Source organism: Microbacterium sp. NPDC096154, assembly GCF_040302945.1.
Classification (GTDB): Bacteria; Actinomycetota; Actinomycetes; order Actinomycetales; family Microbacteriaceae; genus Microbacterium.
This window is the reverse complement of the sequence record NZ_JBEOSM010000009.1, coordinates 175,446-197,691: the sequence shown is the minus strand read 5'-3', so window position 1 is coordinate 197,691 and position 22,246 is coordinate 175,446. Positions and strand designations below refer to the sequence as shown.

Annotated in this window: 24 protein-coding genes and 1 pseudogene; 13 read left to right on the top strand and 12 right to left on the bottom strand. The window is 67.8% G+C overall.

Annotation, left to right across the window (positions count from 1 at the left end):
• The 4 genes from ABTW64_RS13480 to ABTW64_RS13465 form a co-directional block, all read right to left on the bottom strand.
• Nucleotides 1-605, bottom strand: a 605-nt coding sequence (locus ABTW64_RS13480) for a hypothetical protein (protein WP_350623251.1), incomplete at its 3' end; no start/stop codon positions are given.
• 105 nt (nucleotides 606-710) lie between these two features.
• The gene (locus ABTW64_RS13475; RefSeq protein WP_350623249.1) at nucleotides 711-1,205 is read right to left on the bottom strand and encodes a hypothetical protein; all 495 of its coding nucleotides are present in this window, start codon (nucleotides 1,203-1,205) and stop codon (nucleotides 711-713) included.
• A 114-nt stretch (nucleotides 1,206-1,319) separates the two neighbouring features.
• Nucleotides 1,320-1,460 (bottom strand): XkdX family protein, encoded by a 141-nt coding sequence (locus tag ABTW64_RS13470; RefSeq protein WP_350623247.1) that lies wholly within the window; start codon nucleotides 1,458-1,460, stop codon nucleotides 1,320-1,322.
• Nucleotides 1,460-1,666, bottom strand: coding sequence for a hypothetical protein (locus ABTW64_RS13465; protein ID WP_350623245.1), 207 nt, complete (start codon nucleotides 1,664-1,666; stop codon nucleotides 1,460-1,462). Before ABTW64_RS13465 ends, ABTW64_RS13470 begins: the two co-directional genes overlap by 1 nt.
• Before the next feature lie 36 nt (nucleotides 1,667-1,702).
• Between ABTW64_RS13465 and ABTW64_RS13460 the strand changes: the two are divergent.
• Nucleotides 1,703-2,179 (top strand): annotated as a pseudogene (locus tag ABTW64_RS13460) (MFS transporter); the annotation flags it as partial.
• A 61-nt stretch (nucleotides 2,180-2,240) separates the two neighbouring features.
• On the opposite strand, the gene ABTW64_RS13455 reads toward ABTW64_RS13460, so the two are convergent.
• Entirely contained in the window at nucleotides 2,241-3,638 is a 1,398-nt protein-coding gene (locus ABTW64_RS13455; protein WP_350623243.1) for a dihydrolipoyl dehydrogenase family protein, read from the bottom strand.
• 99 nt (nucleotides 3,639-3,737) lie between these two features.
• On the opposite strand from ABTW64_RS13455, the gene ABTW64_RS13450 reads away from it, so the two are divergent.
• Nucleotides 3,738-4,094 carry a Fe-S protein gene (locus ABTW64_RS13450; protein ID WP_350623241.1) on the top strand — a complete coding sequence of 119 codons (357 nt, stop codon included), beginning with the start codon at nucleotides 3,738-3,740 and terminating at the stop codon, nucleotides 4,092-4,094.
• 59 nt (nucleotides 4,095-4,153) lie between these two features.
• Here ABTW64_RS13450 and ABTW64_RS13445 read toward each other — a convergent pair whose 3' ends face one another.
• From ABTW64_RS13445 to ABTW64_RS13430, 4 genes are read right to left on the bottom strand one after another with little or no spacing between them, the layout of a single operon-like run.
• Nucleotides 4,154-5,104: a VOC family protein gene (locus ABTW64_RS13445; protein ID WP_350623239.1), complete on the bottom strand. Its 951-nt coding sequence runs from the start codon at nucleotides 5,102-5,104 to the stop codon at nucleotides 4,154-4,156.
• Nucleotides 5,105-5,153: 49 nt separating this feature from the next.
• A complete protein-coding gene (locus tag ABTW64_RS13440) occupies nucleotides 5,154-6,278 on the bottom strand; it encodes a 4-oxalomesaconate tautomerase (RefSeq protein ID WP_350623237.1) in 1,125 nt (374 codons plus the stop codon).
• A complete protein-coding gene (locus tag ABTW64_RS13435; RefSeq protein ID WP_350623235.1) occupies nucleotides 6,271-6,993 on the bottom strand; it encodes a 4-carboxy-4-hydroxy-2-oxoadipate aldolase/oxaloacetate decarboxylase in 723 nt (240 codons plus the stop codon). Before ABTW64_RS13435 ends, ABTW64_RS13440 begins: the two co-directional genes overlap by 8 nt.
• A gap of 13 nt (nucleotides 6,994-7,006) precedes the next feature.
• On the bottom strand, nucleotides 7,007-7,762 hold the full coding sequence (locus ABTW64_RS13430; RefSeq protein ID WP_350623233.1) for a PIG-L deacetylase family protein: 756 nt from the start codon (nucleotides 7,760-7,762) through the stop codon (nucleotides 7,007-7,009).
• Nucleotides 7,763-7,885: 123 nt separating this feature from the next.
• Between ABTW64_RS13430 and ligM the strand changes: the two genes are divergently transcribed.
• Nucleotides 7,886-9,304: a vanillate/3-O-methylgallate O-demethylase gene (gene ligM / locus ABTW64_RS13425; RefSeq protein ID WP_350623231.1), complete on the top strand. Its 1,419-nt coding sequence runs from the start codon at nucleotides 7,886-7,888 to the stop codon at nucleotides 9,302-9,304.
• Between the two features lie 97 nt (nucleotides 9,305-9,401).
• Here the strand turns inward: ligM and ABTW64_RS13420 are convergent, their stop codons facing one another.
• Nucleotides 9,402-10,175: an NAD(P)-dependent oxidoreductase gene (locus ABTW64_RS13420; RefSeq protein WP_350623265.1), complete on the bottom strand. Its 774-nt coding sequence runs from the start codon at nucleotides 10,173-10,175 to the stop codon at nucleotides 9,402-9,404.
• A gap of 161 nt (nucleotides 10,176-10,336) precedes the next feature.
• On the opposite strand from ABTW64_RS13420, the gene ABTW64_RS13415 reads away from it, so the two are divergent.
• The 5 genes from ABTW64_RS13415 to ABTW64_RS13395 are packed head-to-tail and all read left to right on the top strand — an operon-like array spanning nucleotide 10,337 to nucleotide 15,022.
• Nucleotides 10,337-11,119, top strand: coding sequence for an ABC transporter ATP-binding protein (locus tag ABTW64_RS13415; protein ID WP_350623229.1), 783 nt, complete (start codon nucleotides 10,337-10,339; stop codon nucleotides 11,117-11,119).
• The gene (locus ABTW64_RS13410) at nucleotides 11,106-11,816 is read left to right on the top strand and encodes an ABC transporter ATP-binding protein (RefSeq protein WP_350623227.1); all 711 of its coding nucleotides are present in this window, start codon (nucleotides 11,106-11,108) and stop codon (nucleotides 11,814-11,816) included. Before ABTW64_RS13415 ends, ABTW64_RS13410 begins: the two co-directional genes overlap by 14 nt.
• A gap of 1 nt (nucleotide 11,817) precedes the next feature.
• Nucleotides 11,818-12,699: a branched-chain amino acid ABC transporter permease gene (locus ABTW64_RS13405; protein ID WP_350623225.1), complete on the top strand. Its 882-nt coding sequence runs from the start codon at nucleotides 11,818-11,820 to the stop codon at nucleotides 12,697-12,699.
• A 17-nt stretch (nucleotides 12,700-12,716) separates the two neighbouring features.
• Nucleotides 12,717-13,724, top strand: coding sequence for a branched-chain amino acid ABC transporter permease (locus ABTW64_RS13400; RefSeq protein WP_350623223.1), 1,008 nt, complete (start codon nucleotides 12,717-12,719; stop codon nucleotides 13,722-13,724).
• A gap of 29 nt (nucleotides 13,725-13,753) precedes the next feature.
• On the top strand, nucleotides 13,754-15,022 hold the full coding sequence (locus ABTW64_RS13395; RefSeq protein ID WP_350623221.1) for an ABC transporter substrate-binding protein: 1,269 nt from the start codon (nucleotides 13,754-13,756) through the stop codon (nucleotides 15,020-15,022).
• A 195-nt stretch (nucleotides 15,023-15,217) separates the two neighbouring features.
• On the opposite strand, the gene ABTW64_RS13390 is transcribed toward ABTW64_RS13395, so the two are convergent.
• Together ABTW64_RS13390 and ABTW64_RS13385 are read right to left on the bottom strand one after the other, a co-directional pair.
• A complete protein-coding gene (locus tag ABTW64_RS13390; protein WP_350623219.1) occupies nucleotides 15,218-15,889 on the bottom strand; it encodes a GntR family transcriptional regulator in 672 nt (223 codons plus the stop codon).
• A 105-nt stretch (nucleotides 15,890-15,994) separates the two neighbouring features.
• Entirely contained in the window at nucleotides 15,995-16,522 is a 528-nt protein-coding gene (locus tag ABTW64_RS13385) for a MarR family winged helix-turn-helix transcriptional regulator (protein WP_350623217.1), read from the bottom strand.
• Nucleotides 16,523-16,759: 237 nt separating this feature from the next.
• On the opposite strand from ABTW64_RS13385, the gene ABTW64_RS13380 reads away from it, so the two are divergent.
• The 5 genes from ABTW64_RS13380 to ABTW64_RS13360 are packed head-to-tail and all read left to right on the top strand — an operon-like array spanning nucleotide 16,760 to nucleotide 22,244.
• Nucleotides 16,760-17,656 carry a transketolase gene (locus tag ABTW64_RS13380; protein WP_350623215.1) on the top strand — a complete coding sequence of 299 codons (897 nt, stop codon included), beginning with the start codon at nucleotides 16,760-16,762 and terminating at the stop codon, nucleotides 17,654-17,656.
• Nucleotides 17,656-18,651 carry a transketolase family protein gene (locus tag ABTW64_RS13375; protein WP_350623213.1) on the top strand — a complete coding sequence of 332 codons (996 nt, stop codon included), beginning with the start codon at nucleotides 17,656-17,658 and terminating at the stop codon, nucleotides 18,649-18,651. Before ABTW64_RS13380 ends, ABTW64_RS13375 begins: the two co-directional genes overlap by 1 nt.
• A 22-nt stretch (nucleotides 18,652-18,673) precedes the next feature.
• Nucleotides 18,674-19,735 carry a zinc-dependent alcohol dehydrogenase gene (locus ABTW64_RS13370; RefSeq protein WP_350623211.1) on the top strand — a complete coding sequence of 354 codons (1,062 nt, stop codon included), beginning with the start codon at nucleotides 18,674-18,676 and terminating at the stop codon, nucleotides 19,733-19,735.
• Nucleotides 19,732-21,258 carry a sugar ABC transporter ATP-binding protein gene (locus ABTW64_RS13365; RefSeq protein WP_350623209.1) on the top strand — a complete coding sequence of 509 codons (1,527 nt, stop codon included), beginning with the start codon at nucleotides 19,732-19,734 and terminating at the stop codon, nucleotides 21,256-21,258. Before ABTW64_RS13370 ends, ABTW64_RS13365 begins: the two co-directional genes overlap by 4 nt.
• Nucleotides 21,258-22,244, top strand: coding sequence for an ABC transporter permease (locus ABTW64_RS13360; protein WP_350623207.1), 987 nt, complete (start codon nucleotides 21,258-21,260; stop codon nucleotides 22,242-22,244). Before ABTW64_RS13365 ends, ABTW64_RS13360 begins: the two co-directional genes overlap by 1 nt.
• Nucleotides 22,245-22,246 lie beyond the last annotated feature (2 nt).

Below are 22,246 nucleotides of genomic sequence, written 5' to 3'. Positions count from 1 at the left end.
GACCGGTCGCGCGCACCTTGCCGGCCAGGATCGCGGCGACGCCGACGGCTCCCGCCGGCTCGACGACGACCTTGGCGCGCTCGAGAGTCAAAATGAGTTGCAATATCATTAATAAAACCAAACGGCATGATAAAGCTTAATGTGCCAACTGTTTGACTAGCTAACTCAAATTCTGCTCTTAAATAATCAGAAGTATCTGACATATTGTTAAGTATTGTTTTGTTAAATACGTTACGGTTAAGCCTAGCCCCTTTTATCATGCTTTCATTGGTTTTTGTTCCAGTGACAGGATTAAAAGTGAATGGCATAACTAGCCCTAAAGCTGCTTGTAAGTCTACGCCCAATTCAGACTCTAATCGCATGAACAAACTATTAACGCTTTGAGCATTTAAAGGAGATAGATTAAACGACTGAAATATGTCCCTTGCTCCTTTAATCATTCCTGCCGTTACTTCTGTGCTAGATTCAGCAGCTACGTTTAACGGCATTTCTAAGCCTAAATTAGCATTAAATCGTGTTACAGGGCTTGGTGCAATAGCAAAGTACAAATCTTTATTACGTTGCCTATTTAGGGTTAAGGTATTGTATGGGCTACGGTTAAACATATTGCCCTCCTTCTTAGGTCAGGAAAAGTTTCCTGAACAGATTGCCCCCCTGAAAACAGAGGGCAAAATAAAAAGCACCCTAATATAGGATGCTTTTATAGTTAGCTAAAAATTATAAACATAGAAATCCAAAGTATACTGCATTGGAGCAAATTGAATGGAGTCTACTACAAAATATACCGTGGCTCCTGGTGGAATAACTGGATTAACAAATAGTGCACCATCCCCAGGATTATCTGCCTTAGCATAGACTCTTGGTAAACTTCGTGATGAGTTATAGTCAATTTCCATACCATAACGATAATGAGCATTATACCCTAATGGGAAAAAAAAGGCTCCTATATACTTAAAGCTACCTGTGTCATTAGTCCACTTAAACCAGTCTTCATCTGTACTACTAGATAGGTAAAGGCTATGTCTAATTCCATGACTAAGTGTTATCGCAGTTGCCTTTGTGTCTCCAATTCCTACAACTGTAGGTGTTATTATAGATGTTGTTTCAGGTCTTGTTTCTGATTTTTCAGAAGCTAGGACTGACGCTGATGAAGTAAGTAGTAACATTGAAGTTAAAAGAATTGTGAGCGTCTTTTTAATCTTCATATTATCCCTTTCTTCGATCAATATTAGAATCGGCCGATTCAACTCTATTATATACAATTTCCTATGTTTGTAAAATATATATTAATATTCTATTAGTAGTGGAATAAAAATGCCCTACTCGGCGTAATCCACATTAGTAATTTGTTTGTACTCCTTGGCTGTGATCATTTTAGCTTTTACGAATACTTTTACTGCATCGGCTGTATATGCAGGGTGTCCGTTGTCATAGTAGCGTTTAACTGTTGCAAACCACATTATGCATTACCTCCCTTCAATGCTGCAACCTCGAGCATAAGCGTGCCAACTGTTTCCTCAAGTCCTGTTAGGGTAGTTTTCAATGTCTTATTCTCTTCCTCTGCTTCTACTAGTCTTTGTTCTACCTCTTCGGTTGTAACTACTGGTGGACGTAATTCAGGATATTCAACTAACTCCCCATTTTCAAGTTTGAATGAACCGTTCATGATTCCTAGCGGCAATGGTAGTTCCAACTCAATAGGCTCATGCAGATCGTGGGCGTGGTGTTCTTCGGCATCTTCACGATCGTCGCGGGCCCGCTCGCCGACCGGATCGGCCGCCGCAAGCTGCTGATCGGCGTCACGCTCGGGATCATCGTGTTCGGCGCGCTGTTCCCGGTGTTCCTGCTGCCGCACGGCACGGCCACGATGCCGCTGACGGTCGTCTTCCTCATCCTCGGCTTCACGCTGATGGGCTCGACGTTCGGCCCCATGGGCGCCCTGCTGCCCGAGCTCTTCCCGACGCAGGTGCGGTACACCGGCTCGGCCGTGGCGTACAACGTGTCGTCGATCCTCGGCGCCGCGCTCGCCCCGATCGTGGCCGTCGCGCTGTGGGCCGCTGCGGAGGGCAACCCGTGGCTCGTGGGTCTGTACCTGTCGGGTGCGGGCGTGCTCACGCTCGTCGCGCTCATCCTGTCGCGTGAGACGAAGGACGTCGACTACGACGCGATCGAGCACTGAGACGATCGATGAAGCCCCCGGGTCCCGCGGATCCGGGGGCTTCGTCGTACGCCGCCCGAGCCTAGAGCCCGTACTCCTCCAGCAGCCGCAGCCAGAACTCGCTGAGCGTCGGGTAGGCCGGCACGGCGTGCCAGAGGCGCGCGAGCGGCACCTCGCCCGCGATCGCGATCGTGGCCGCGTGGATGAGCTCGCCGACACCGGGGCCTACGAGCGTGAGGCCCACGAGCACGCCGCGGTCCTCATCCACCACGGCCCGCACTCGCCCGGCGTAATCGTCGGCCAGAAGGCCGGCTCCCGCCACCCTGCCGAGGTCGTAGTCGACCACGCGACAGCGTACGCCGCGCTGCTCCGCCTGGGCGGCGGTGAGGCCGACCGAGGCGATCTCGGGGTCGGTGAACACCACCTGCGGCACCGCGCCGTGATCGGCCGTGGCCGCGTGACGGCCCCACGGCCCATCGTCGAGCCGGTCGCCCCGCGCCCGCGCCGCGATGGCATCGCCGGCGACCCGGGCCTCGTACTTGCCTTGGTGCGTGAGCAGCACGCGCCCCGCCGCGTCGCCGACCGCGTACAGCCACTCCGTGCCACCGACGCGCATGGTGTCGTCGACGTCGAGCCCGTGCTCGCCGAGCCACGCGTCGAGACCGATGCCGTGGACGCGGGGCGTTCGTCCGGTCGCCGCCACGATCTCGTCGGCCGTCACCTCCTCATCGCCCAGACGGATGGCCACCGACCCGTCACCGAGACGCCGCACCTCGTCGGGATCGGCGTCCTCGCGCACCGTGACGCCGCGTACGCGCAGGGCGTCTCGCACCGCCTCCCCGGCGAACGGCTCGAGCGAGCGCAGCACCGGGCTGCGGGAGAGCAGCGTCACGGCGCTGCCGAGATCGGCGAACATCGTCGCGACCTCCACGGCCACCACGCCGCCGCCGAGCACGGCGAGGCGCGGCGGCACGTCCTGCACCGACGTCGCCTCCCGACTGGTCCAGGGCCGGGCGTCGCGCAGTCCCGGCACATCGGGGACGCGTACGTCGCTGCCGGTCGCGATCACGACCGCGTGACGCGCGATCAGCTCGGTCTCGCCGTCGTCGCCCTCCACGAGCACGCGCCGCTCGCCGACGACCCGGCCGCGCCCCCGCACGAGCGCGATCCCCGCCGACGCGAGCCACTCGACCTGGCCGGCGTCGTTCCAGTGCGCCGCGAAGCCGTCACGCCGACGCAGGATGGCGTCCGCGTCGAGCGACCCGCCCGTCACGCCGGCAACGGCGCGGGCGGCCCGCAGGGCGGTTCCCGGCCGCAGCAGTGCCTTGGACGGCATGCACGCCCAGTACGAGCATTCGCCGCCGACGAGCTCCGCCTCCACGATCACGGCCTCCAGGCCGCCCCGCGTCGCCCGGTCGGCGACGTTCTCGCCGACCGGCCCTGCTCCGATCACCACGACATCCGTCTCGCGCTGCACCATGAGGCGAACCTAACGCTGCGGACCGGGGCGTGTCTGCGCCCGCCCGGATCAGGTGCGCCTCACTGGCAGCCCATAGACGGCGATGGATACCGTGAGTGCATGCTCGAGACTCTGCGTGACATCGTCGTCCTCGTCCACCTCGTCGGCTTCGCGATCCTGTTCGGCGCGTGGGTCGTGGAGGCCGCGGCCAAGCGGTACCAGGCCAGCCGTCTGATGGACTACGGTCTCGCGATCGCTCTCGTCGCCGGCCTGGCGCTCTCGGCCCCTTGGGGCCTGGGCGACGGCGAGCTGAACTACCCGAAGATCGGCATCAAGCTTGTGGTGCTGATCGTGATCGGCGCCCTCGCCGGCATCAGCCGCTCGCGGGCGAAGAAGGGCACGCCGCTTCCCGCATGGACCTTCTGGCTCATGGGTGGGCTCATCCTGCTGAACGCCGGCCTCGCCGTCATCTGGTAAGCACTGTCACTCTTCTTCACTCGCCCACGCGGGCCCGCCAGGGCCCGTGCGGGCGGGTTTCAGACGAGGGGCGTGCCGTGGGTGTGGAACGTCTCGATGGTCTTCATGCCCCAGGCCTGACCCTTCTTGCGCTCCTCCTCGCTCCACTCGACCACGGGCTGGTCGGGGTCGAGCAGCAGGCGGGCGCCGGCGTTGGCGAACTCGATGCGGTTGCCACCGGGCTCCCACACGTACAGGAAGAACGTCTGGTTGATGGCGTGCTTGTGCGGGCCCGACTCGATGTGGATGCCGTTCTCGAGGAAGATGTCGGCGGCCTTCAGGATGTCCTCGCGCGTGTCGGGGGCGAAGGCGATGTGGTGGAGGCGGTTGCCGTGCTTGGTCCAGTCGTCCGAGTACACGACGTCGTACGACTTCAGCGAGAAGTGGAACCACCACGCGGCGAACTTGCCGTTGTTCAGCCGGATGCGCTCCGACTCGCGCATGCCGAGCGCCTTGGCGAGGAACTCGCCGTTGGCCTCCACATCCTTGGCGAGGTAGTTGATGTGGTCGATGCGTCGCGCGTTGACGCCGTGCCCCGGGAACCTCGAGGCCTGGTTCTTGAGCGCGGGTCGGTCGTCGTCGCCCGCGACGTACCGCTCGGTCTCGTAGTAGATGGCCATCTCGTGGCCGTCGGGGTCGTGGAAGCGGAACGTGGGCCCCGTGCCGACCTCGCCGTCGACCCAGCCGTCTCCCAGCCCCATCTCCTCGATGGCCGCGACGCGACGCACGAGCGCCTCCTGGCTCGCGGCGCGGAACGAGGTGCGGCCGACGCCGGCCGCGTCGCGGGCGGTGAGCTTGATCGTGTAGAGCTCATAGTCGTCCCACGTGCGCAGGTACACCGAGTCGCCCTGCTCGGCGACCACGCGCATCGAGAGGAGGTCCTCGAAGAACCAGCGGCTCTTGTCGAACTCCGGTGTGAACAGCTCGACGTTCGCGAGGTGCGCGACGTCGAAGGCGGTGGAGTCGGTCATGGGATGCGGTCCTCTCTGACGGCAGGTGGGGTCGGGGGGGTGAGGCGGTCTAGAGTCGCGGCCGCGGGTAGACGGTGCCGTCGAAGATGCGACGGGCGGTGCGCAGGGCGGCCGATCGCTCGACCGACCGACCGTCGCCGGCTGACGACACGGCGACGTCGACGTCGAAGTGCCCGGTGGGATGCTCGATGACGAAAGGATGCCCGGGTTCGGGGATCGCCGCCAGCTCGTGGCCGACCGATCCCTCGGGCAGCACGCCGGCCGCGACGGTGAGCGCGCCGAGCACGCCGATGGACGTGTGCACCCGGTGCGGCAGGAAGCTGCGGGTGGCGATCGCGCCGCCCTCGCGCGGGGCGCTGAGCAGCACCATCTTGGGCACGGTGGCCTCGCTCACGTCGCCGAGCCCCATCCGCTCGGCCGCGGCGAAGCGGATGTGCTCGAGCCGCTGCTTCAGCTGCTCGTCGCCTTCGAGCACCTCGGGCTCCTCGTCGCCGGAGAGCCCGAGGTCGGCGGCTCGGATGAGCACGGTCGGCATGCCGTTGTCGACGCACGTGACGCGGATGCGGTCGGACCCGGGGCCGGCGGATCCGAGAGGGACGCCGTCGACATCGTCGGCGACGGCGCCGGTCGGGAAGAGGGCGCCGGTCGAGGAGCCGGCCGTGCCCTCGAAGTCGAGCGAGATCGCGCCGGCCGTTCCGGGCACGCCGTCGATCGCGAGGTCTCCGTCGTAGTCGACGATCCCCGACGGCGTCGCGAACGTCGCGGTCGCGACGCTGCCGGTGTTGATCATCCGGATCCGGACGCTCGTGCGCTCCTGAGAGGGCGCGATCAGGCCGCGCTCGACGGCGAAGGGACCGACTCCGGCCAGGATGTTGCCGCAGTTCTGCCGGTCGGTCACGAACGCCTCGTCGACGCCGAGCTGCAGGAAGAGGTAGTCGACGTCGGCGCCGTCGTCGGCCGACGGCGACACGACCGCGACCTTCGACGTGAGCGGATGCGCGCCGCCCAGCCCGTCGATCTGCCGAGGATCGGGCGTGCCCATGATGCGCAGGAGCAGGTCGTCGCGCGCCGCGTCGTCGGCTGGGAGGTCGGAGGCCAGGAAGTACGCGCCCTTCGACGTGCCGCCGCGCATCAGCATGCAGCGGACGCCGGCCGGAGCACGGCCGTCAGCCATGACGCCCCTCGAACTCGGCCTGCGTCGTGTAGCGGACGCCGAGCTCGGACAGCAGAGCGCGCAGCCCCTTGCGGTCGAGGCTCAGCTCGGATCCGCTGCCGTACGCCAGGCGGTCGGCGTCCTCCTTCGCGACGCGGGCCTCGGCCGCGGCGAGTGCCGACGCGGCCGCGCCGCGCGGCACGCACACGACGCCATCGTCGTCGGCGATGACCACATCGCCCGGGTGCACGAGCATCCCGTTCACCGCCACGGGCACGTTCACAGAGCCGGCGGTCGCCTTGACCGTGCCCTGCGAGTGCACGCCGTTCGACCAGACCGGGAAGCCCATGTCGCGCAGGTCCTGCGTGTCGCGCACGCCGGTGGCCGTCACGAGGGCGCGCACGCCGCGCGCCTTCAGCGCCGTGCCGAACAGGTCGCCGAATGCGCCGTCGGTCGAGGGCGATGTGGTGGCCACGACCAGGATGTCTCCCGCCTGGCACTGCTCGATCGCCGCGTGGATCATGAGGTTGTCGCCGGGCCAGCTCAGCACCGTGACGGCCGTGCCCGCCACGCGCACGCCCTGCTGGATGGGCGTCAGTCCGGGGCCGGCCAGCCCCACGCGGCCCATGGCCTCGTGCACGGTCGCGACGCCGTGCTCGGCGAGCGCGTCGACCGTCGCGGCATCCGCGCGCGCGATGTCGGTGACGACCACTCCGAGGCGCTGGGGAAGGCTCATCCGGTGCCCCCGATCAGTCCAGGACCGACGTGACCTGCGGGTAGTACCGCATGTACGCCTCGCCCATGGTGTCGTGCGGCAGCCCCAGGTTGGGGCCCGCGTTGCGCTTGACCTGCACGCCGCGTCGCACCGCGAGGGCCGTGTAGTACTCCCACATGTGCTTCTGCGCCGGCAGGCATTCCATGGCCTTGCGCTTGAGCTCGAACGCCTCGGTGATGTCGAGCAGCACGTTCGGCTTGAAGTCGCTCTGCTCGGGCTGGTGCGGCTCGAAGAAGAACACGGGCGGGGCGCCGATGATCTCGTCCTTGCTCGGGTAGGAGCCGTCGGAGTTCGCGACACCGATGGCCTGCGCGAGCACCCGCGCCTGCAGCGCCATGCGCGCGGCTGCGGGGTGGTCGCCGTTGTACGGATCGGCGAGCGGGTGCGTCAGCACGACGGTGGGCTGCACGCGACGGTAGACGTCGACGAGCTTCTGCACGGCCTCCGGACTCTCGATGAGCGGGTAGTCGCCGAGGTCGAGGAACTCGATGTCGGCACCCAGCGCGGCGGCCGCGGCCTCGGCCTCCTCCCGGCGGATGGCCTTGATCTCGTCGAGCGGCTTGCCCGCCAGCCACTGGCTCGCCGACTCGCCGCGCTCGCCGTACGACAGGCACACGACCGTGGCCTTCTCTCCCCGCAGGGTGGCCGCGGCGATCGCGCCGCCGGCGCGCCACACGAAGTCTCCGGCGTGGGCGCTCACCACGAGGAGCGACGGCTCGGTGTCTGCCATGGAGTCATCCGTTTCGGTCGTGGCCCTCGCCGAAGCGAACAGACCTCTGGTGCGGTGGTGACCATTATGTCTACAATCCTGGCGACGAAGCAACGAGGCTGGTTCGAAGAGGAAGAGGATCCGATGGCGGACAACCTGCAGCAACTGCTGGACGAGCACGGCACATCCGAGGACGGCGGCATCGTCGAGATGCTTCGCAACTCGCGCCTGGGCACGTACATCTATCCCGTCGTGCCGAGCGAGTTCAGCAACTGGCGGCGCGAGCAGAAGGCGTGGCGCGAGACCGCGGTGCTCTACGACCAGACGCACCACATGGTCAACTTCTTCGTCTCGGGCCCCGATGCGCTGAAGCTGCTGAGCGACACGGGCATCAACAGCTTCGCCAACTTCCCGGTCGACACCGCCAAGCAGTTCGTGCCGACCGCGTCGAACGGCGGCGTGATCGGCGACGGCATCCTGTTCCACGAGGCCGACCTCGACTACGTGTACGTCGGGCGGGCGCCGGGCGCGAACTGGCTGCAGTTCCACGCCGAGACGGGCGGCTACGACGTCGAGTTCCGCTACGACGACCGCTCGCCCTCGCGCCCCTACGGCCAGGCCGTGCACCGCGAGTACTACCGCTTCCAGATCCAGGGCCCGCGTGCGTGGGACATCATCGAGAAGCTCAACGGCGGCACGCTCGAGAAGGTCAGGTTCTTCCACATGGGTTCCCTCGAGATCGCGGGCCGACAGGTGCGCACGCTGCGTCACGGCATGGCGGGCGCGCCGGGGCTGGAGCTGTGGGGTCCGTACGAGGACCACGGCCTCATCCGCGAGGCGATCCTCGAGGCGGGCGCCGAGTTCGGCATCGAGCCGTGCGGATCACGGGCCTACTCCTCGAACACGCTGGAGTCGGGCTGGATCCCTTCTCCCCTGCCGGCCATCTACTCGAGCGAGGCCGAGCGCGCCTACCGGGAGTGGCTGCCGACCACGAGCTACGAGGCGATCAACGCCATCGCCGGCTCGTTCGTCTCGAAGGACATCGAGGACTACTACCTCAACCCGTGGGAGCTCGGGTACGGCTCGTTCGTGAAGTTCGACCACGACTTCATCGGTCGCGACGCGCTGGAGAAGATCGAGCCCGAGCAGCAGCGCCGCAAGGTCACGCTCGCCTGGAACGACGAGGACCTGGCCAAGATCCTCACGACGGTGATCGACCGCGACAGCGAGGGCTACCAGTTCTTCGACCTGCCCAACGCGAACTACGGATCGAGCAACTTCGACGCCGTGATCGACGCCGACGGCACCAACATCGGACTGTCGCTCTTCACCGGCGTCACCGCGAACGAGAAGCGCGGCCTCTCGCTGGCCACCGTCGACCGCGACGTGCCCGAGGGCGCCGAGGTGCGCGTCGTGTGGGGCGAGCCCGACGGCGGCTCGGGCAAGACCACGGTCGAGCCGCACAAGCAGATCGAGGTGCGCGCCATCGTGAGCCCCGTGCCGTACGCCGCCGTCGCGCGCGAGACCTACCAGGGCGGCTGGCGCTCGACCGGCCGGCTCTGAGCGGCTCGAGCCCGCGCTCGATCGGCGAACCCGCGCTCGATCGGGCGCGGGTTCGTCGTCTCGGCGCCGGACTCGTGCACCGCGACGCCCCCGGGCTCTAGCCTCGCCCATCGACGATGCGCCGCAGCCAGGCGTGCGTCGCACGGGTCATGTCGGCGGGCGTGCCCCACTGATCGAGCAGCCCGATCGCATCGCGCATCTCCCGTTCGCGACGCTCGGCGTGCGTGTACGTGCCCGTGACGAGGCGCTGGACGACGGCTTCGCCGTCGGGGCCGAGCTCGCTCGCGATCTGGCCGCGCAGCCACGCCTCGGCCCCGGTCGCACGTGCGGCTTCGAGCCCCTCGAGCACCAGCGCGGCCACGCCCTTCATGAACATCGCGCGCAGCAGCTTGAGCCGCGCCGCGTCGCCGATGCCGCCCGCCACGACGTCGACGGGCACCCCGAAAGGCCGCATCCGCTCCGCGAAGACCGCAGCCGCCTCGCCGCTCGCGAGCAGCGGCGTGCGGTGCCCGGCGCGCGGCACGGGGGCGAGCACAGCGACATCCGCGACCGCGACGCCCGATGCGGCCGCCACGGACGCGACGTGCCGCTTCGTCTCGGGCGACGCCGTGTTGAGATCCGCCAGCAGCGCGCCGGCATCCATGCGCGGCGCGGCGTCCCGCGCAGCGTCGACGGATGCCCGCGCCCCGACGAGGCTCAGCACGACGTCGGCCCCCTCGACGCACTCGTCCAGCCGCGCGCACTGCCGGATGCCCGAGCCCGCCACATCCACGAAGGGATCGAATCCCGTGACCTCGGCGCCCGCCTCCGCCAGTCCGCGCGCATAGCGCGCCCCCGCCTCGCCGAGCCCCATCACCGCGATCCGGATCATGGCGCTCAACTTACGACGCGATATCGATTCACGCCACGATTGTTGACACTCGGTTGGTCCCTCCCTAGCCTTCCCCTACAGGAGCACCGGCGCCCTACCCGACACGGCCCCGTGTATGCGCCGCGCTCCCTCCCTGGCAACGACGCACGGAAGACGGGGCGATGGCCGCTCGACTCACACTGCAGGACGTCAACCTCCGCTTCGGAGGCGTGACGGTGCTGCACGACGTGGGCTTCGACGTCGAGCCCGGCGAGATCCTCGGGCTCGTGGGGCCCAACGGGGCCGGCAAGACGTCGCTGTTCAACTGCATCAGCGGCCACTACCGCCCCACGTCCGGCTCGATCGCGATCGACGGCGACGAGGTCAGCGGCTCGCACCCGTCGCGGCTGGCGGGGCACGGCCTGGCCCGCACGTTCCAGCATCCGGCGCTGCAGCTGCAGGCGACGGTGCTCGAGAACGTGGTGCTGGGCGCCCACAATCGCCTTCCGGGAGGTCCCGTCGCCTGGTCGCTGCGCGTGCCGCCGACGGGACGCCGCGAGCGCGAGCTGCGCGCCGAGGCGCTCGAGCTGCTGGAGGCCCACGGCCTCGGATGGGCCGCGCACCTGGCCGCCGACGAACTCTCGCACGGCCTGCACAAGGGCATCGAGCTCTGCCGTGCGCTGCTGATGCGTCCGAGCCTGCTGCTGCTCGACGAGCCGGCCGCGGGTCTCTCGCACGGCGAGGTGGAGCGCTTCATCCAGACCGTGCGCGATCTGCGCGAGCACGCCGACGTCACCGTGGTCATCGTCGAGCACCACATGGGTCTGATCTCGGCGCTCACCGACCGCGTGGTCGTGCTGGATCACGGCCGAAAGCTCATGGAGGGAACCGCGGCCCAGGCGCAGGCCGACCCGCGCGTGATCGAGGCCTACATCGGCAAGGAGGCCGCGGATGACGCTGCTTGAGCTCGTCGACGTGACCGCGTCATACGGCCCCGTCCAGGTGCTCGAGGGGGTGTCGCTCAGCGTTCCCGACGGTGGCGCGGTCGGCATCCTGGGCGCCAACGGGGCCGGCAAGACCACCACCTTGCGCGCGATCAGCGGCGTGGTGCGCACGACGGGACGGATCGTCTTCGACGGCAAGGACATCCGCGGCCTGCGCCCCGACCAGGTCGCGGCACGCGGAATCGCCCATGTGCCGGAGGGCCGGGGAACCCTGCCCAACCTCACCGTGCGGGAGAACCTCCTGGTGGGCGCCTACCTGCGCAAGGACCGCCGCGGCATCCCCGGCGACATCGACTACCTGCTCGACCTGTTCCCGAACCTCAAGGAGCGCATCGGCTCGAACGCCTCGGCGCTCTCGGGCGGCGAGCAGCAGATGCTCGCGGTGGGTCGGGCCTTCATGGCCAAGCCGCGACTGCTCGTGCTCGACGAGCCGTCGCTCGGCCTCGCTCCGAGCACCGCCAAGACCGTCTACGAGGCGATCCGCCGGCTGCGCACGGAGTCGGGCATCGCGATGCTCGTGGTCGAGCAGAACGCCAACCTCGCCTTCAGCATCGTCGACACCGCCACGGTGCTCGAGACCGGTCGCAGCGTGCTCACGGGCACCTCGGCCGAGCTGAAGGGCCGGGACGAGATCCGACGCGCGTACCTGGGAGGCTGACGTGGGCACGTTCATCCAACTCGTCGTGGACGGCCTCGGCATGGGCTCGATCTACGCGGCCCTCGCGCTGGCGATCGTGATCGTGAACCAGTCGACCGGCATGATCAACTTCGCGCAGGGCGGCATGGCCGTGCTCTCGGGCTACCTCGCGTACTTCTTCCTGGGGCTCGGGGTGCCGCTCATCCTGGCGATCCTGATCGCGGTCGTGCTGTCGTTCGTGCTCGGCGCGGTCATCGAGCGCTTCCTGATGCGGCGCTTCGAGGGCGGCGATCCCGACACCGCGGTGGTCGTGACGGTCGGCCTGCTGACCCTCATCACGGGCATCTGCGGCTGGATCTGGTCGTACAACAACCAGCAGTTCCCTTCGCTGTTCCCGGGTGACTCGTTCCCTCTGCTGGGCGCGGCGGTGAGCTGGCGGTCGCTCGGCACGTTCCTGACGATCGCCGCCATCATGGTGCTGCTGCAGCTGCTGTTCCAGAAGACCAAGATCGGCCTCGCGCTGCGGGCCGTCGCCGACAACCCGCGGTCATCGTCGTTCTCGGGGCTGCCGGTCGGACGCCTGCTCATGGTGGGCTGGGGCCTCGCGGCCGCGCTCGGCGCCGTCGCCGGCGCCCTGGTCGCCCCGCGGCTCACACTGACGCCCGGCATGCTCGACGGCGCGCTGGTCTACGCACTCGCGGCGGTGATCCTCGGTGGCGCGACCAGCCCGATCGGCGTCGTGGTGGCGGCCTGGCTGATCGGCGTGCTGGAGAACCTGGCCGCGGTGTACGTGCCGTTCATCGGTCACGACCTGAAGATCGCCGTGCCGTTCATCCTGCTGTTCCTGGTGCTGCTCGTGCGGCCGCAGGGTCTGTTCGGCCGCAAGACCGTGGTGCGTGTGTGATGGGGGCCGCGAAGAGGATGACCGCAGCGACGATCTGGAACAAGCGCTGGGTGCGCATCGCGGTCGTGGTCGTGATCGCGCTCGCGCTCGTCCTGGCGCCCCTCAACTTCGACGTCGCCACGAACCAGGCGCTTGCGCGCATCGGCGTCTTCGCGGTCGCCGTGCTGGGGCTCAACGTGATCATGGGCTACACGGGCCAGGTGTCGCTCGGACAGATCTTCTTCCTCGGGCTCGGCGCCTACGTCACGGCGTACGGCGTGAACCAGGACTGGAACATCCTGGTGGTCTTCGTGCTCGCGGTGCTGCTGGCAGGGCTCGCGGGATACGTGGTGGCGCTGGCCGCCGCCCGGCTCGGCGGCCTGGCGATCGCCATGGTGACCATCGCGCTGCCGATCATCGGCGTCCCGCTCGCCAAGCGCCTGTCGGACTGGACGGGCGGCTCGCAGGGCACGTCGGCCCGGTTCTCGTCGGCCCCGGACTGGTCGGGCCTGGCGAACGACCAGTGGCAGTACTACGTGGTGCTGGCGATCACCGTCATCGTGTTCCTGCTCGTGCGCAACCTCGTGCGCGGCAAGTTCGGTCGTGCGCTGGCGATCGTGAAGGAGAACGAGGCCGTCGCGTCGTCCATGGGCATCTCGCCCTATCGCTACAAGGTCATGGCGTTCACGATCGCCGCGATGATCGGCGGCGTGAGCGGCTTCCTCTACATGGTGGTCGTGCAGTACACGTCGCCCGAGACCCTCGCCTTCCATCACTCGATCAGCCTGCTCGCCTCCATGGTCATCGGCGGTGCCGGCAGCATCGTCGGATCGGTCATCGGCGGCGCGTACTACGTGCTCGTGCCGAACGTCACCAACGAGATCGACGCCACGCTGACCTCGCTGCTGCAGGGCGTCATCCTGCTGGTCGTCCTGTTCGTCCTGCCGGGCGGCATCGCGAGCCTCCCGCGCACCGTGCGCCGGCTGCGCCGCAAGCGCGGCCGCGAGAGCGACAGCGCGGCGACCCCGTCCACTCCCCACCCGTAACACCAGGTACACCAAGGAAGAAGGCAACCATGAACATGCGCAGCAAGGCGGTGAAGACCCTCGGCATCGTCGCCATGGGCTCGGTCGTCGCTCTCGCGCTCGCGGGCTGCTCCCGCGGCGCCGACGGCGGCAACGCGGGCGGCACCGGCGGCGGGGGCGGGGCCGAGGCGAGCCCGGGAATCACCGACGACAGCATCACGCTCGGCGTCACGACCCCGCTCAGCGGCGGCACGGCCGGCCCCGGAAACTGCACCGTGGCGGGCCTCGTGGCGTACTTCGGCCAGGCGGGCCCCATCGAGTTCGGCGACGGAAAGACCCGCGAGGTCACGGTCGAGGCGTACGACGACACGTACGACCCGCAGAAGGCCCTGTCGAACTTCCAGCAGAACCAGGCGAACGTGTTCGCGTTCACCTCGGGCCTCGGCACCCCGACCAACCGCGCGTACCGCGAGGCGGCGATCGAGGAGGAGGTGCCCCAGGCGCTGGTCATGACCGGCGATCCGCTCTTCAGCGACCGCGAGGAGAGCCCGTGGCAGCTCGGCTTCGTGCCGATCTACCAGAACGAGGGCGCCGCGTTCGGGGAGCTGCTGGCCGAGTCGGGCGAGGACCACAAGGTCGCCATCCTGTCGCAGAACGACGACTTCGGCGAAGGCTACGTCGAGGGCTTCAAGGAGGCCGTCGAGGGCGCCGACAACATCGAGATCGTCAAGGAGCTCACGTACGAGGCCACCGACACCGCCGTCGACGCCCAGCTCACGGAGCTGGCGGCGAGCGGCGCCGACGTGTTCTTCAACGCGATGTCCATCACGCCGCTCACGATCGCCACCATCGAGAAGGCGCGCGAGCTGTCGTGGACGCCGAGCTGGTTCCTGCCCTCGAACACCTCCAGCCCGGGCGGCATCCTCGGCCCGGCAGGCGCGAACGCCGACGACGGCTTCTACTCGGTGTCGTTCTCGAAGGCGCCGCAGAGCCCGGCGTTCGCCGAGGACGAGGACGTGAAGGCCTTCATGGCGGCGCTCGAGGAGTTCTCGGGCGACTACACCACCAAGCCCGACTTCCCGCACTGCATGTGGAGCTACATGGTCGGCGCCACCCTCGAGGAGGCGTTCGGCAACATGGAGGAGCCCACGCGGGCGAGCTTCATGGAGGCGCTGACGAGCATCTCGGACTTCACCGCCCCGCTCATGCTCGAGGGCACGTCGATCGACACCACGCAGGACGGCCAGCCGGCCGTGTCGACCGTGGTCGTGCAGCGGTACAACGGTCAGGGCTACGAGAACGCCGACTCGTTCGAGTGACCTGACCGACGCAGGCGAGGGGCCCGGTTCCGGATGGAGCCGGGCCCCTTCGTCCGCTCGAGAAGCGCAGCCCCATGCGAGCGAAGCGAGCGTGCCGCGGATGCGACCATGCAGCGCGAGGCGCTGCCGCGATGGAGCGAAGCGACAGCGCCTCGCTCGCAAGAGTGCCGCTTGCGGCCCCGCAGCGTGCGAGACCTAGGAAAGAGCCGAGAGCAGGGCGATGATGCCCTGCAGATGGTGGCGCGTGGCCTCGGCCGCGGCGTCCGGGTCGCGGGCGAGCACCGCGTCGATGATGGCGATGTGCTCGGGCGCGGACTGGGCGATCCGGCCCGGGTGATACGCGAGCCGGAACTGGTGGCGGGCCGACTGGGCGTGCAGGCGCTCGAGCAGCTGCGTCGCGGTCGCGTGCCCGCTGATCTCCCGGATGCGCCGGTCCATCTCCTGATTGAGCGACGCGTACCCGACGAGATCAGCGACCTCGACGGCCGTGCGGATCTGCTCGCGCAGCTGCGCCAGGTCCGCGGCGTCCGCCTCGGAGATGCTCTCGGCCGCCTTGCGCGCGCAGAGCTCCTCGAGCCCCATGCGCACCTCGACGATTTCGATGGCCTCCTCGACGCTGATGGCACGCACACGCGCCCCGCGGTTGGGCAGGCGCTCGACGAGCCCCTCCCCCGCGAGGTTCATGAGGGCCGTGCGCACGGAGGCGCGGCTGGCATCGAACCGGTCGCTCAGATCGGCCTCGATCAAGCGCTGGTGCGGCGCGAAGTCGCCGCTGAGGATCGCGTCGCGGATGCGGTCGGTCAGGTCCGGCTGAGCGGCGCGTCCCTGATCCCCGGACCCGGCGGTCGCCTCGGTCGTCGTCGACACGATTCCCCCCTTGCAGTGCTCGCCCGTGCGGCGGGCTGACCCTATTCTGCAAGATCGGACCGCGGATTGTCGCTGATCCTGTGCACAATACGGACGGAGGCGGTATCAGCCGGCGTCGGCGCGGATCCTCTCGAGCATGTCGCGCAGCAGGGCGTTGAAGCGGTCGACCTCATCGTCCGCGACCCCTTCCAGGATGATCTCCTGTCCACGAAGCGAGATCGGGCGCATTCGGTGATGCATCTCGGCCCCTTCCTCGCTGAGATACATCGGCCGAGATCCGCGCGGACCGTCCGACAGCAGCAGCATCCCGCGCTCGACCAGCGCGTTCACGCTCTTGGAGACCACGGCCTTGTTGACGCCGAGGAAGTCGGAGACCTCGGTGGCCGACGTGCCGGGGCGCGTGGCCACCGCCGAGATCACGCGCCAGTCGTTCGTGCCGAGCCCGAAGCGGCGGCGCAGCTCGTGGGATTCGCGCCACACCAGCGCGTTGGACAGGAGCGCCAGCAGGCGGGGCGTGAAGCCGTCGGGTTCGAGAACGTCGTCCAGAGGCTCGGTGACCGCGCCGGCGGGCGCCGCGTGACGTCGCACCGCCGATTCACTCACCGTGGGCGACCCCGCCGCGACCTCGCTCATGGACCTTCCCTCCCCACGGTCGACGCCGTGATCGTGCGCACAGTCTCGCAGACGCCGTGCCTGGGAGACCCTGCCGCCACGCCCGCCAACAAGTTTATTGCCATTCCTGTTTACATCTAAACAGGATGCTGCTACCTTCGCTGTCACCGGAGCCAAAGAGGGCTTCGGCGCAGTGCGAGAGTCGACGACGACATCCGCGTGTGTTGTCTGTCGGCTCCGGCGTAGGAGGGGCATGACATGACTGGGGCAGTCCTCGATATCGGCGAGCGGCGCAGCGTCGCAGAGCTGGAAGATCTCGCATACGAGCTGCGGCGCAAGCTGCTGGAGCTGTGCGGCACATACGAGGGAGCCGTGCACATCGGCGGCGATCTCTCGGTGGCCGACATCCTCACGGCGCTCTTCCACCACGGCCTGCGGGTCGATCCCGCCGACATCGCCAACCCGGCCCGCGACCGCTTCGTGCTCAGCAAGGGCCACGCCGCGGTCTGCATGTACATCGCGATGGCCATGCGCGGCTTCTTCTCGTACGACGAGATCGTCGCCACCTACGGTCAGCTCGACAGCGCCTACGGCATGCACCCCTGCAAGGTGCAGCTGCCGGGCGTCGAAGCGTCGACGGGGTCGCTCGGCCACGGCCTGCCGCTGGCGGTCGGGATGGCGCTGAGCGCCCGCCACCGCGGCGAGCGCCACCGGGTCGTGACGCTGCTGGGCGACGGCGAGACCGGTGAGGGCTCGGTGTGGGAGGCCGTCATGGCCGGACGCAGCCAGAAGCTCGGCAACCTCGTCGCGTTCGTCGACCGCAATCGGCAGCTCATGACGAGCTTCGCTGAGGAGCGTGTCATGTTCGAGCCCTATCCGGACAAGTGGTGCGCGTTCGGCTGGAACGTGATCGAGATCGACGGGCACGACATGGCTCAGCTCGTCGACGCCGTCGACCGGCTCCCCGCGCCCGACAGCGACGTGCCCACGGTCGTCATCTGCGAGACCGTCAAGGGCAAGGGCGTCGACTTCATGGAGCGCAACCTCGCGTGGCACGCCGGCTCGCTCGGCGCCGAGGACCTCGAGCGCGCCCTGGCGGCGCTCGACGCAGGACGCGCCCGCACCCAGGACACGATCGAGCAGGAGGCCCGCTGATGCCCGTCACCTTCACCTTCGGAGAGATGCTCTCCGCGCGATCCGTGATCGGATCGACGCTCGCCGAGCTCGGCGAGACGCACCCCAACCTGTGGGTGCTGACTCCCGACATCGGCGCCACCCTGGTCGAGTTCCGCGACAAGTACCCCGACCGCTTCGTCGATGTCGGTCTCGCCGAGCAGGTGTGCGTCGGCATCGCCGCAGGGCTCGCCTACGACGGCAACATCCCCGTCGTCTCCGGCATGCTGCCCTTCCTGTCGATGCGCGCGCTCGAGCAGGTGCGCACCGACGTCTGCTACCCGAACCTGCCCGTCAAGATCATCGGCACCCACGGCGGACTGGTCGGCAACGGCGGCTCGACCCACTACGCCGTCGAGGACCTCAGCCTGATGTGCTCGCTGACGAACATGACCGTGACGTCCATCGGCGACCCCGTCATGGTCGGCGAGATCATCCGGCAGTCGATGGACATGAAGGGCCCCATCTACATCCGGCTCGCTGTGGGGAAGAAGGACAAGGTGCTGTACGAGGAGGGTGAGCACGAGATCCGGATCGGCAAGGGCATCGTGGCGCGCGACGGGTCGGACGTGACGCTCTTCACTCACGGGACGACGGTCGCGCAGGCGCTGGACGCCGCCGAACGCCTCGCGGAGGACGGCGTCTCGGTGCGCGTGGTCGACATGTTCACGCTGAAGCCCATCGACGCCGACCTGATCGAGCGGTGCGCCGCCGAGACCGACGGCCGCTTCGTCGTGCTGGAGGATCACCTCGCGTACGGCGGGCTCGCCACGCGCGTCGCGGATGTGGTCGCGGACCGCGGCATCCGGCTGTCGTCGTTCGAGCGGCTCGGCATCCCCCAGGTCTACGCCGGGTTCGGCGAGGACGAGCAGCTGCGCGACAAGCACGGCTACGGCCTGTCCGCGACGGTCGCCGCCCTCCGGCGCGCCGTCGCGCCCGAGACCCGCGCCCTCGCCGACGAGCCGGCCGCCGTCTGACACCTGCGAAGGAGAGAACAGGATGAAGACCGTCGCGGTCACCAGAATCGGCAGCCTGCGCGCGCCTGACGAGGCCACGCGCGGCCGCATCGGCGTCGTCGACTTCCCGGAGCAGGAGCTGGGCCCCGAGGATGTGCGCATCCGCGTGGCGTACGCCGCGATCTGCGGCTCGGACCCGCACCTGGCGGAGGGCTTCTTCGGCACCGATGTGCCGATCGGCCTGGGCCACGAGATCTCGGGCGTCGTGGAGGCGCTCGGCGAGCGCGCCACGCGCACGGGCCTGAAGGTCGGCGATCGGGTCGCAGGCAACTTCCTGAAGTTCTGCGGCACCTGCCGGGCCTGCGTCGACGGGCGTCAGCAGTTCTGCGAGCACATCCAGGAGTACAACCGGCCCGGCATGGCCGAGACGATCACATGGCACGAGTCGCAGGTGCACCGACTGCCCGACTCCGTGTCGCTGCTGAAGGGCTGCCTCCTGGAGCCGACCAGCGTCGCGGTGCGCATCGCCGACAAGACGCGCATCCGCGTGGGCGACCGTGTCGCGATCTGCGGCGGCGGACCGATCGGGCAGCTCGCACTGCAGGTGATGAAGCGCTTCGGGGCAACCTCACTCACGATGATCGAGCCGATCGCCGAGCGCCGCGACATGGCGCTGCGGCACGGAGCGGAGTTCACGATCGACCCCGTCGCGGAGGATCAGCAGGAGCGGGCGCTCGCCATCACCGAGGGCCGGGGATACGACGTGGTGATCGACGCCTCCGGATCCCCCCGCGCGGTGCGCGGGCTGCTGGACATCGCCGCGAAGGGCGCCACCGTGGTATACGGCGCGATGTACCCCGACGACTTCGAGATGCCGTTGCATCTGTCCGACTACCTGTACCTCAAGGAGCTGACGCTCACGGGCGTCTTCGTGTCGCCGTACGCCTTCCCCCGCGCGCTGCAGCTGCTGCCCCACCTCGAGCTCGACGAGCTGACGGAGGCGGTCTTCGATCTGGACGACGCGGCGGCGGCGTTCGAGGCGCACGTGAGCGGACGGCACCCGAAGGTGGTCATCCGCTGCAATCCGATCGAGGACGCCGCATGAGCGTCGACACGGTCGTCGAGGTCGGCGTGACGCAGACCGCCGCTCCCGCGCTCGAAGCCACCGGCATCCGGAAGTCGTTCGACGGCGTCGCCGCTCTGCGCGGTGTGGACCTGTCGGTGCTCCCGGGCGAGATCCACGCACTGCTCGGCGAGAACGGCGCCGGCAAGTCGACGCTGATCAAGATCATCACCGGTCTCTACTCGCACGACGAGGGCACCGTGACCGTCGACGGTCAGCCCGCGGACTTCTCGAGCGTGCGCGCCGCCAACCGCTCGGGCGTCGTGGCGCTGTATCAGGAGCTGTCGATCGTGCCGACGATCAGCGTGGCCGAGAACATCGTGCTCACCGAGGGCGCGCCCTCCCGCCTCGGCGTCGTACGCGGCCGGCTGCTGCGGCAGCGCGCGCAGGCTCTGCTCGACCGCCTCAACCAGCGCATCCCGCTGCGTGCCCTCGCGGGCGATCTGTCCCCCGTGCAGCAGACGATGGTCTCCATCGCGCGGGCACTGGCGATGGACGCCCGCGTGCTGATCCTCGACGAGCCGACGGCCTCGCTCACCGACACCGAGATCGGCGACCTGTTCGCCGTGCTGCGGGGCCTGCGGGACGAGGGCGTCGCGATCCTGTATGTCTCGCACCGCCTGGAAGAGGTCTTCGAGCTGTGCGACCGCCTCACCGTGATGCGCAACGGCGAGACGATCGTGACGAAGAACGTGACCGATTCCTCGATCGACGAGGTCATCGCGACCATGGTCGGGCGAGAGCAGAGCGAGCTGTATCCGGCCCGGGACACGACGCGCGACGACACGGTGCTGACCGTCACGAGGCTGTCCGGACGCCGCGTCTCGGAGGTGTCCTTCGAGCTGCGAGCCGGCGAGGTGCTGGGCATCGGCGGGCTCGCCGGCTCCGGCCGCAGCGAACTGCTGCGGCTGCTCGCCGGCGCGCAGAAGCGCACAGCGGGCAGCATCGCGGTGTCCGGAGCCGAGGTCGCCAGCGGAGTGGGGCGCGCCCTCGAGGCGGGCATCGCGCTCGTCCCCGAGGAGCGCCGCAGCCAAGGGGTCATCCTGTCGGCCCCCATCTCCGAGAACGTCGCGCTCGCGAACCTCCCCCGCGTCAGCACCGGCGGCATCGTCTCTGGCCGCCGGATCGCCACGCTCGCGAAGGAGGCCATGGAGAACCTGCGGATCAAGGCCGCCGGCCATCGACAGGACGTCGGCCAGCTCTCCGGCGGCAACCAGCAGAAGGTGGTGCTCGCCAAGATCCTGGCGCGCAGCCCCCGCGTGCTGCTCATGGACGAGCCGACGCGCGGCATCGACGTCGGCACCAAGGCCGAGATCTACCGGCTCATCCGCCAGCTGGCTGCCGGCGGCATGGCCGTGATCGCGGTCAGCAGCGAGCTGCCCGAGCTCATCGGCCTGTCCGACCGGATCCTCGTGATGCACGAGGGACGCGTGGCCGGAGAGGTGGATGCCGCCACCACGACCGACGAACAGATCCTCACGCACGCCTATGGAAGGGACGCCTGATGATGGCGCTGACAGACACCCTCAAGGTGCAGGCGGTCGGCTCGGACCGTCGCAACTTCACGCAGCTGATCTGGCAGAGCAGCACGATCGTCGCGCTGCTGCTGCTGGTGGCGGTGTTCGCCGCGGCCAGCGGCGGCCGGTTCGCCTCCCCGGCCAACATCACGAACATCATGAACGCCGTGGCAATCCTGACGATCGTCGCCGTCGCGCAGACCATCGTGATGGTCGTCGGCGACTTCGACCTCTCGGTCGGCATGACAGCCACGCTCGGCGGCGCGACGACGGGCGCCCTGCTCGTCGACGGCATCGGCCTGGCACCGGCGATCCTCGCGGGCGTGGGGGTCGGCATCCTGGTCGGCGCGATCAACGGCGCGCTCGTCGCCTACCTCAACATCTCGGCGTTCGTCGCGACGCTGGCCACCATGACGGCGGTGGGCGGACTCAACCTGCTGATCACCGACGGCACGAACATCTACGGCTGGGCCGAGGCGTTCAACATCGTCGGACAGATGCGCATCAACAGCATCCCCGCGCCCGTGATCTACGCGGTCGTCATCTCGATCGTCGTGTGGCTCGTGCTGCGCTTCACGACGCTCGGCCGCCGCTGGTACGCGATCGGCGGCAACGCCGAGGTCGCCCGCCTGTCGGGGGTGAGCGTGCGTCCCACGCGGTTCTTCGCGTTCGTCGCCGCGGGAGGGCTGTCGGCGCTCGCGGGCGTCGTGCTCGTGAGCCGTCTGGGCAGCGCGGGCCCGCACGCCGCCGACGACAGGATGATGTTCGCGGTCGCGGCCGTGTTCCTCGGCATGACGCTGCTGCGCTCGGGACAGGCCAACATCGGCGGCACGCTGATCGGCGTCGCGATCATCGGCGTCGTCCAGAACGGCCTCAACCTCGTCGGCATCAACACCTACATCCAGCAGGTGCTGATCGGCGCCATCATCATCGGCGCCGTCCTGCTGAGCGGCTTGAAGAAGAAGAACGCCTGACG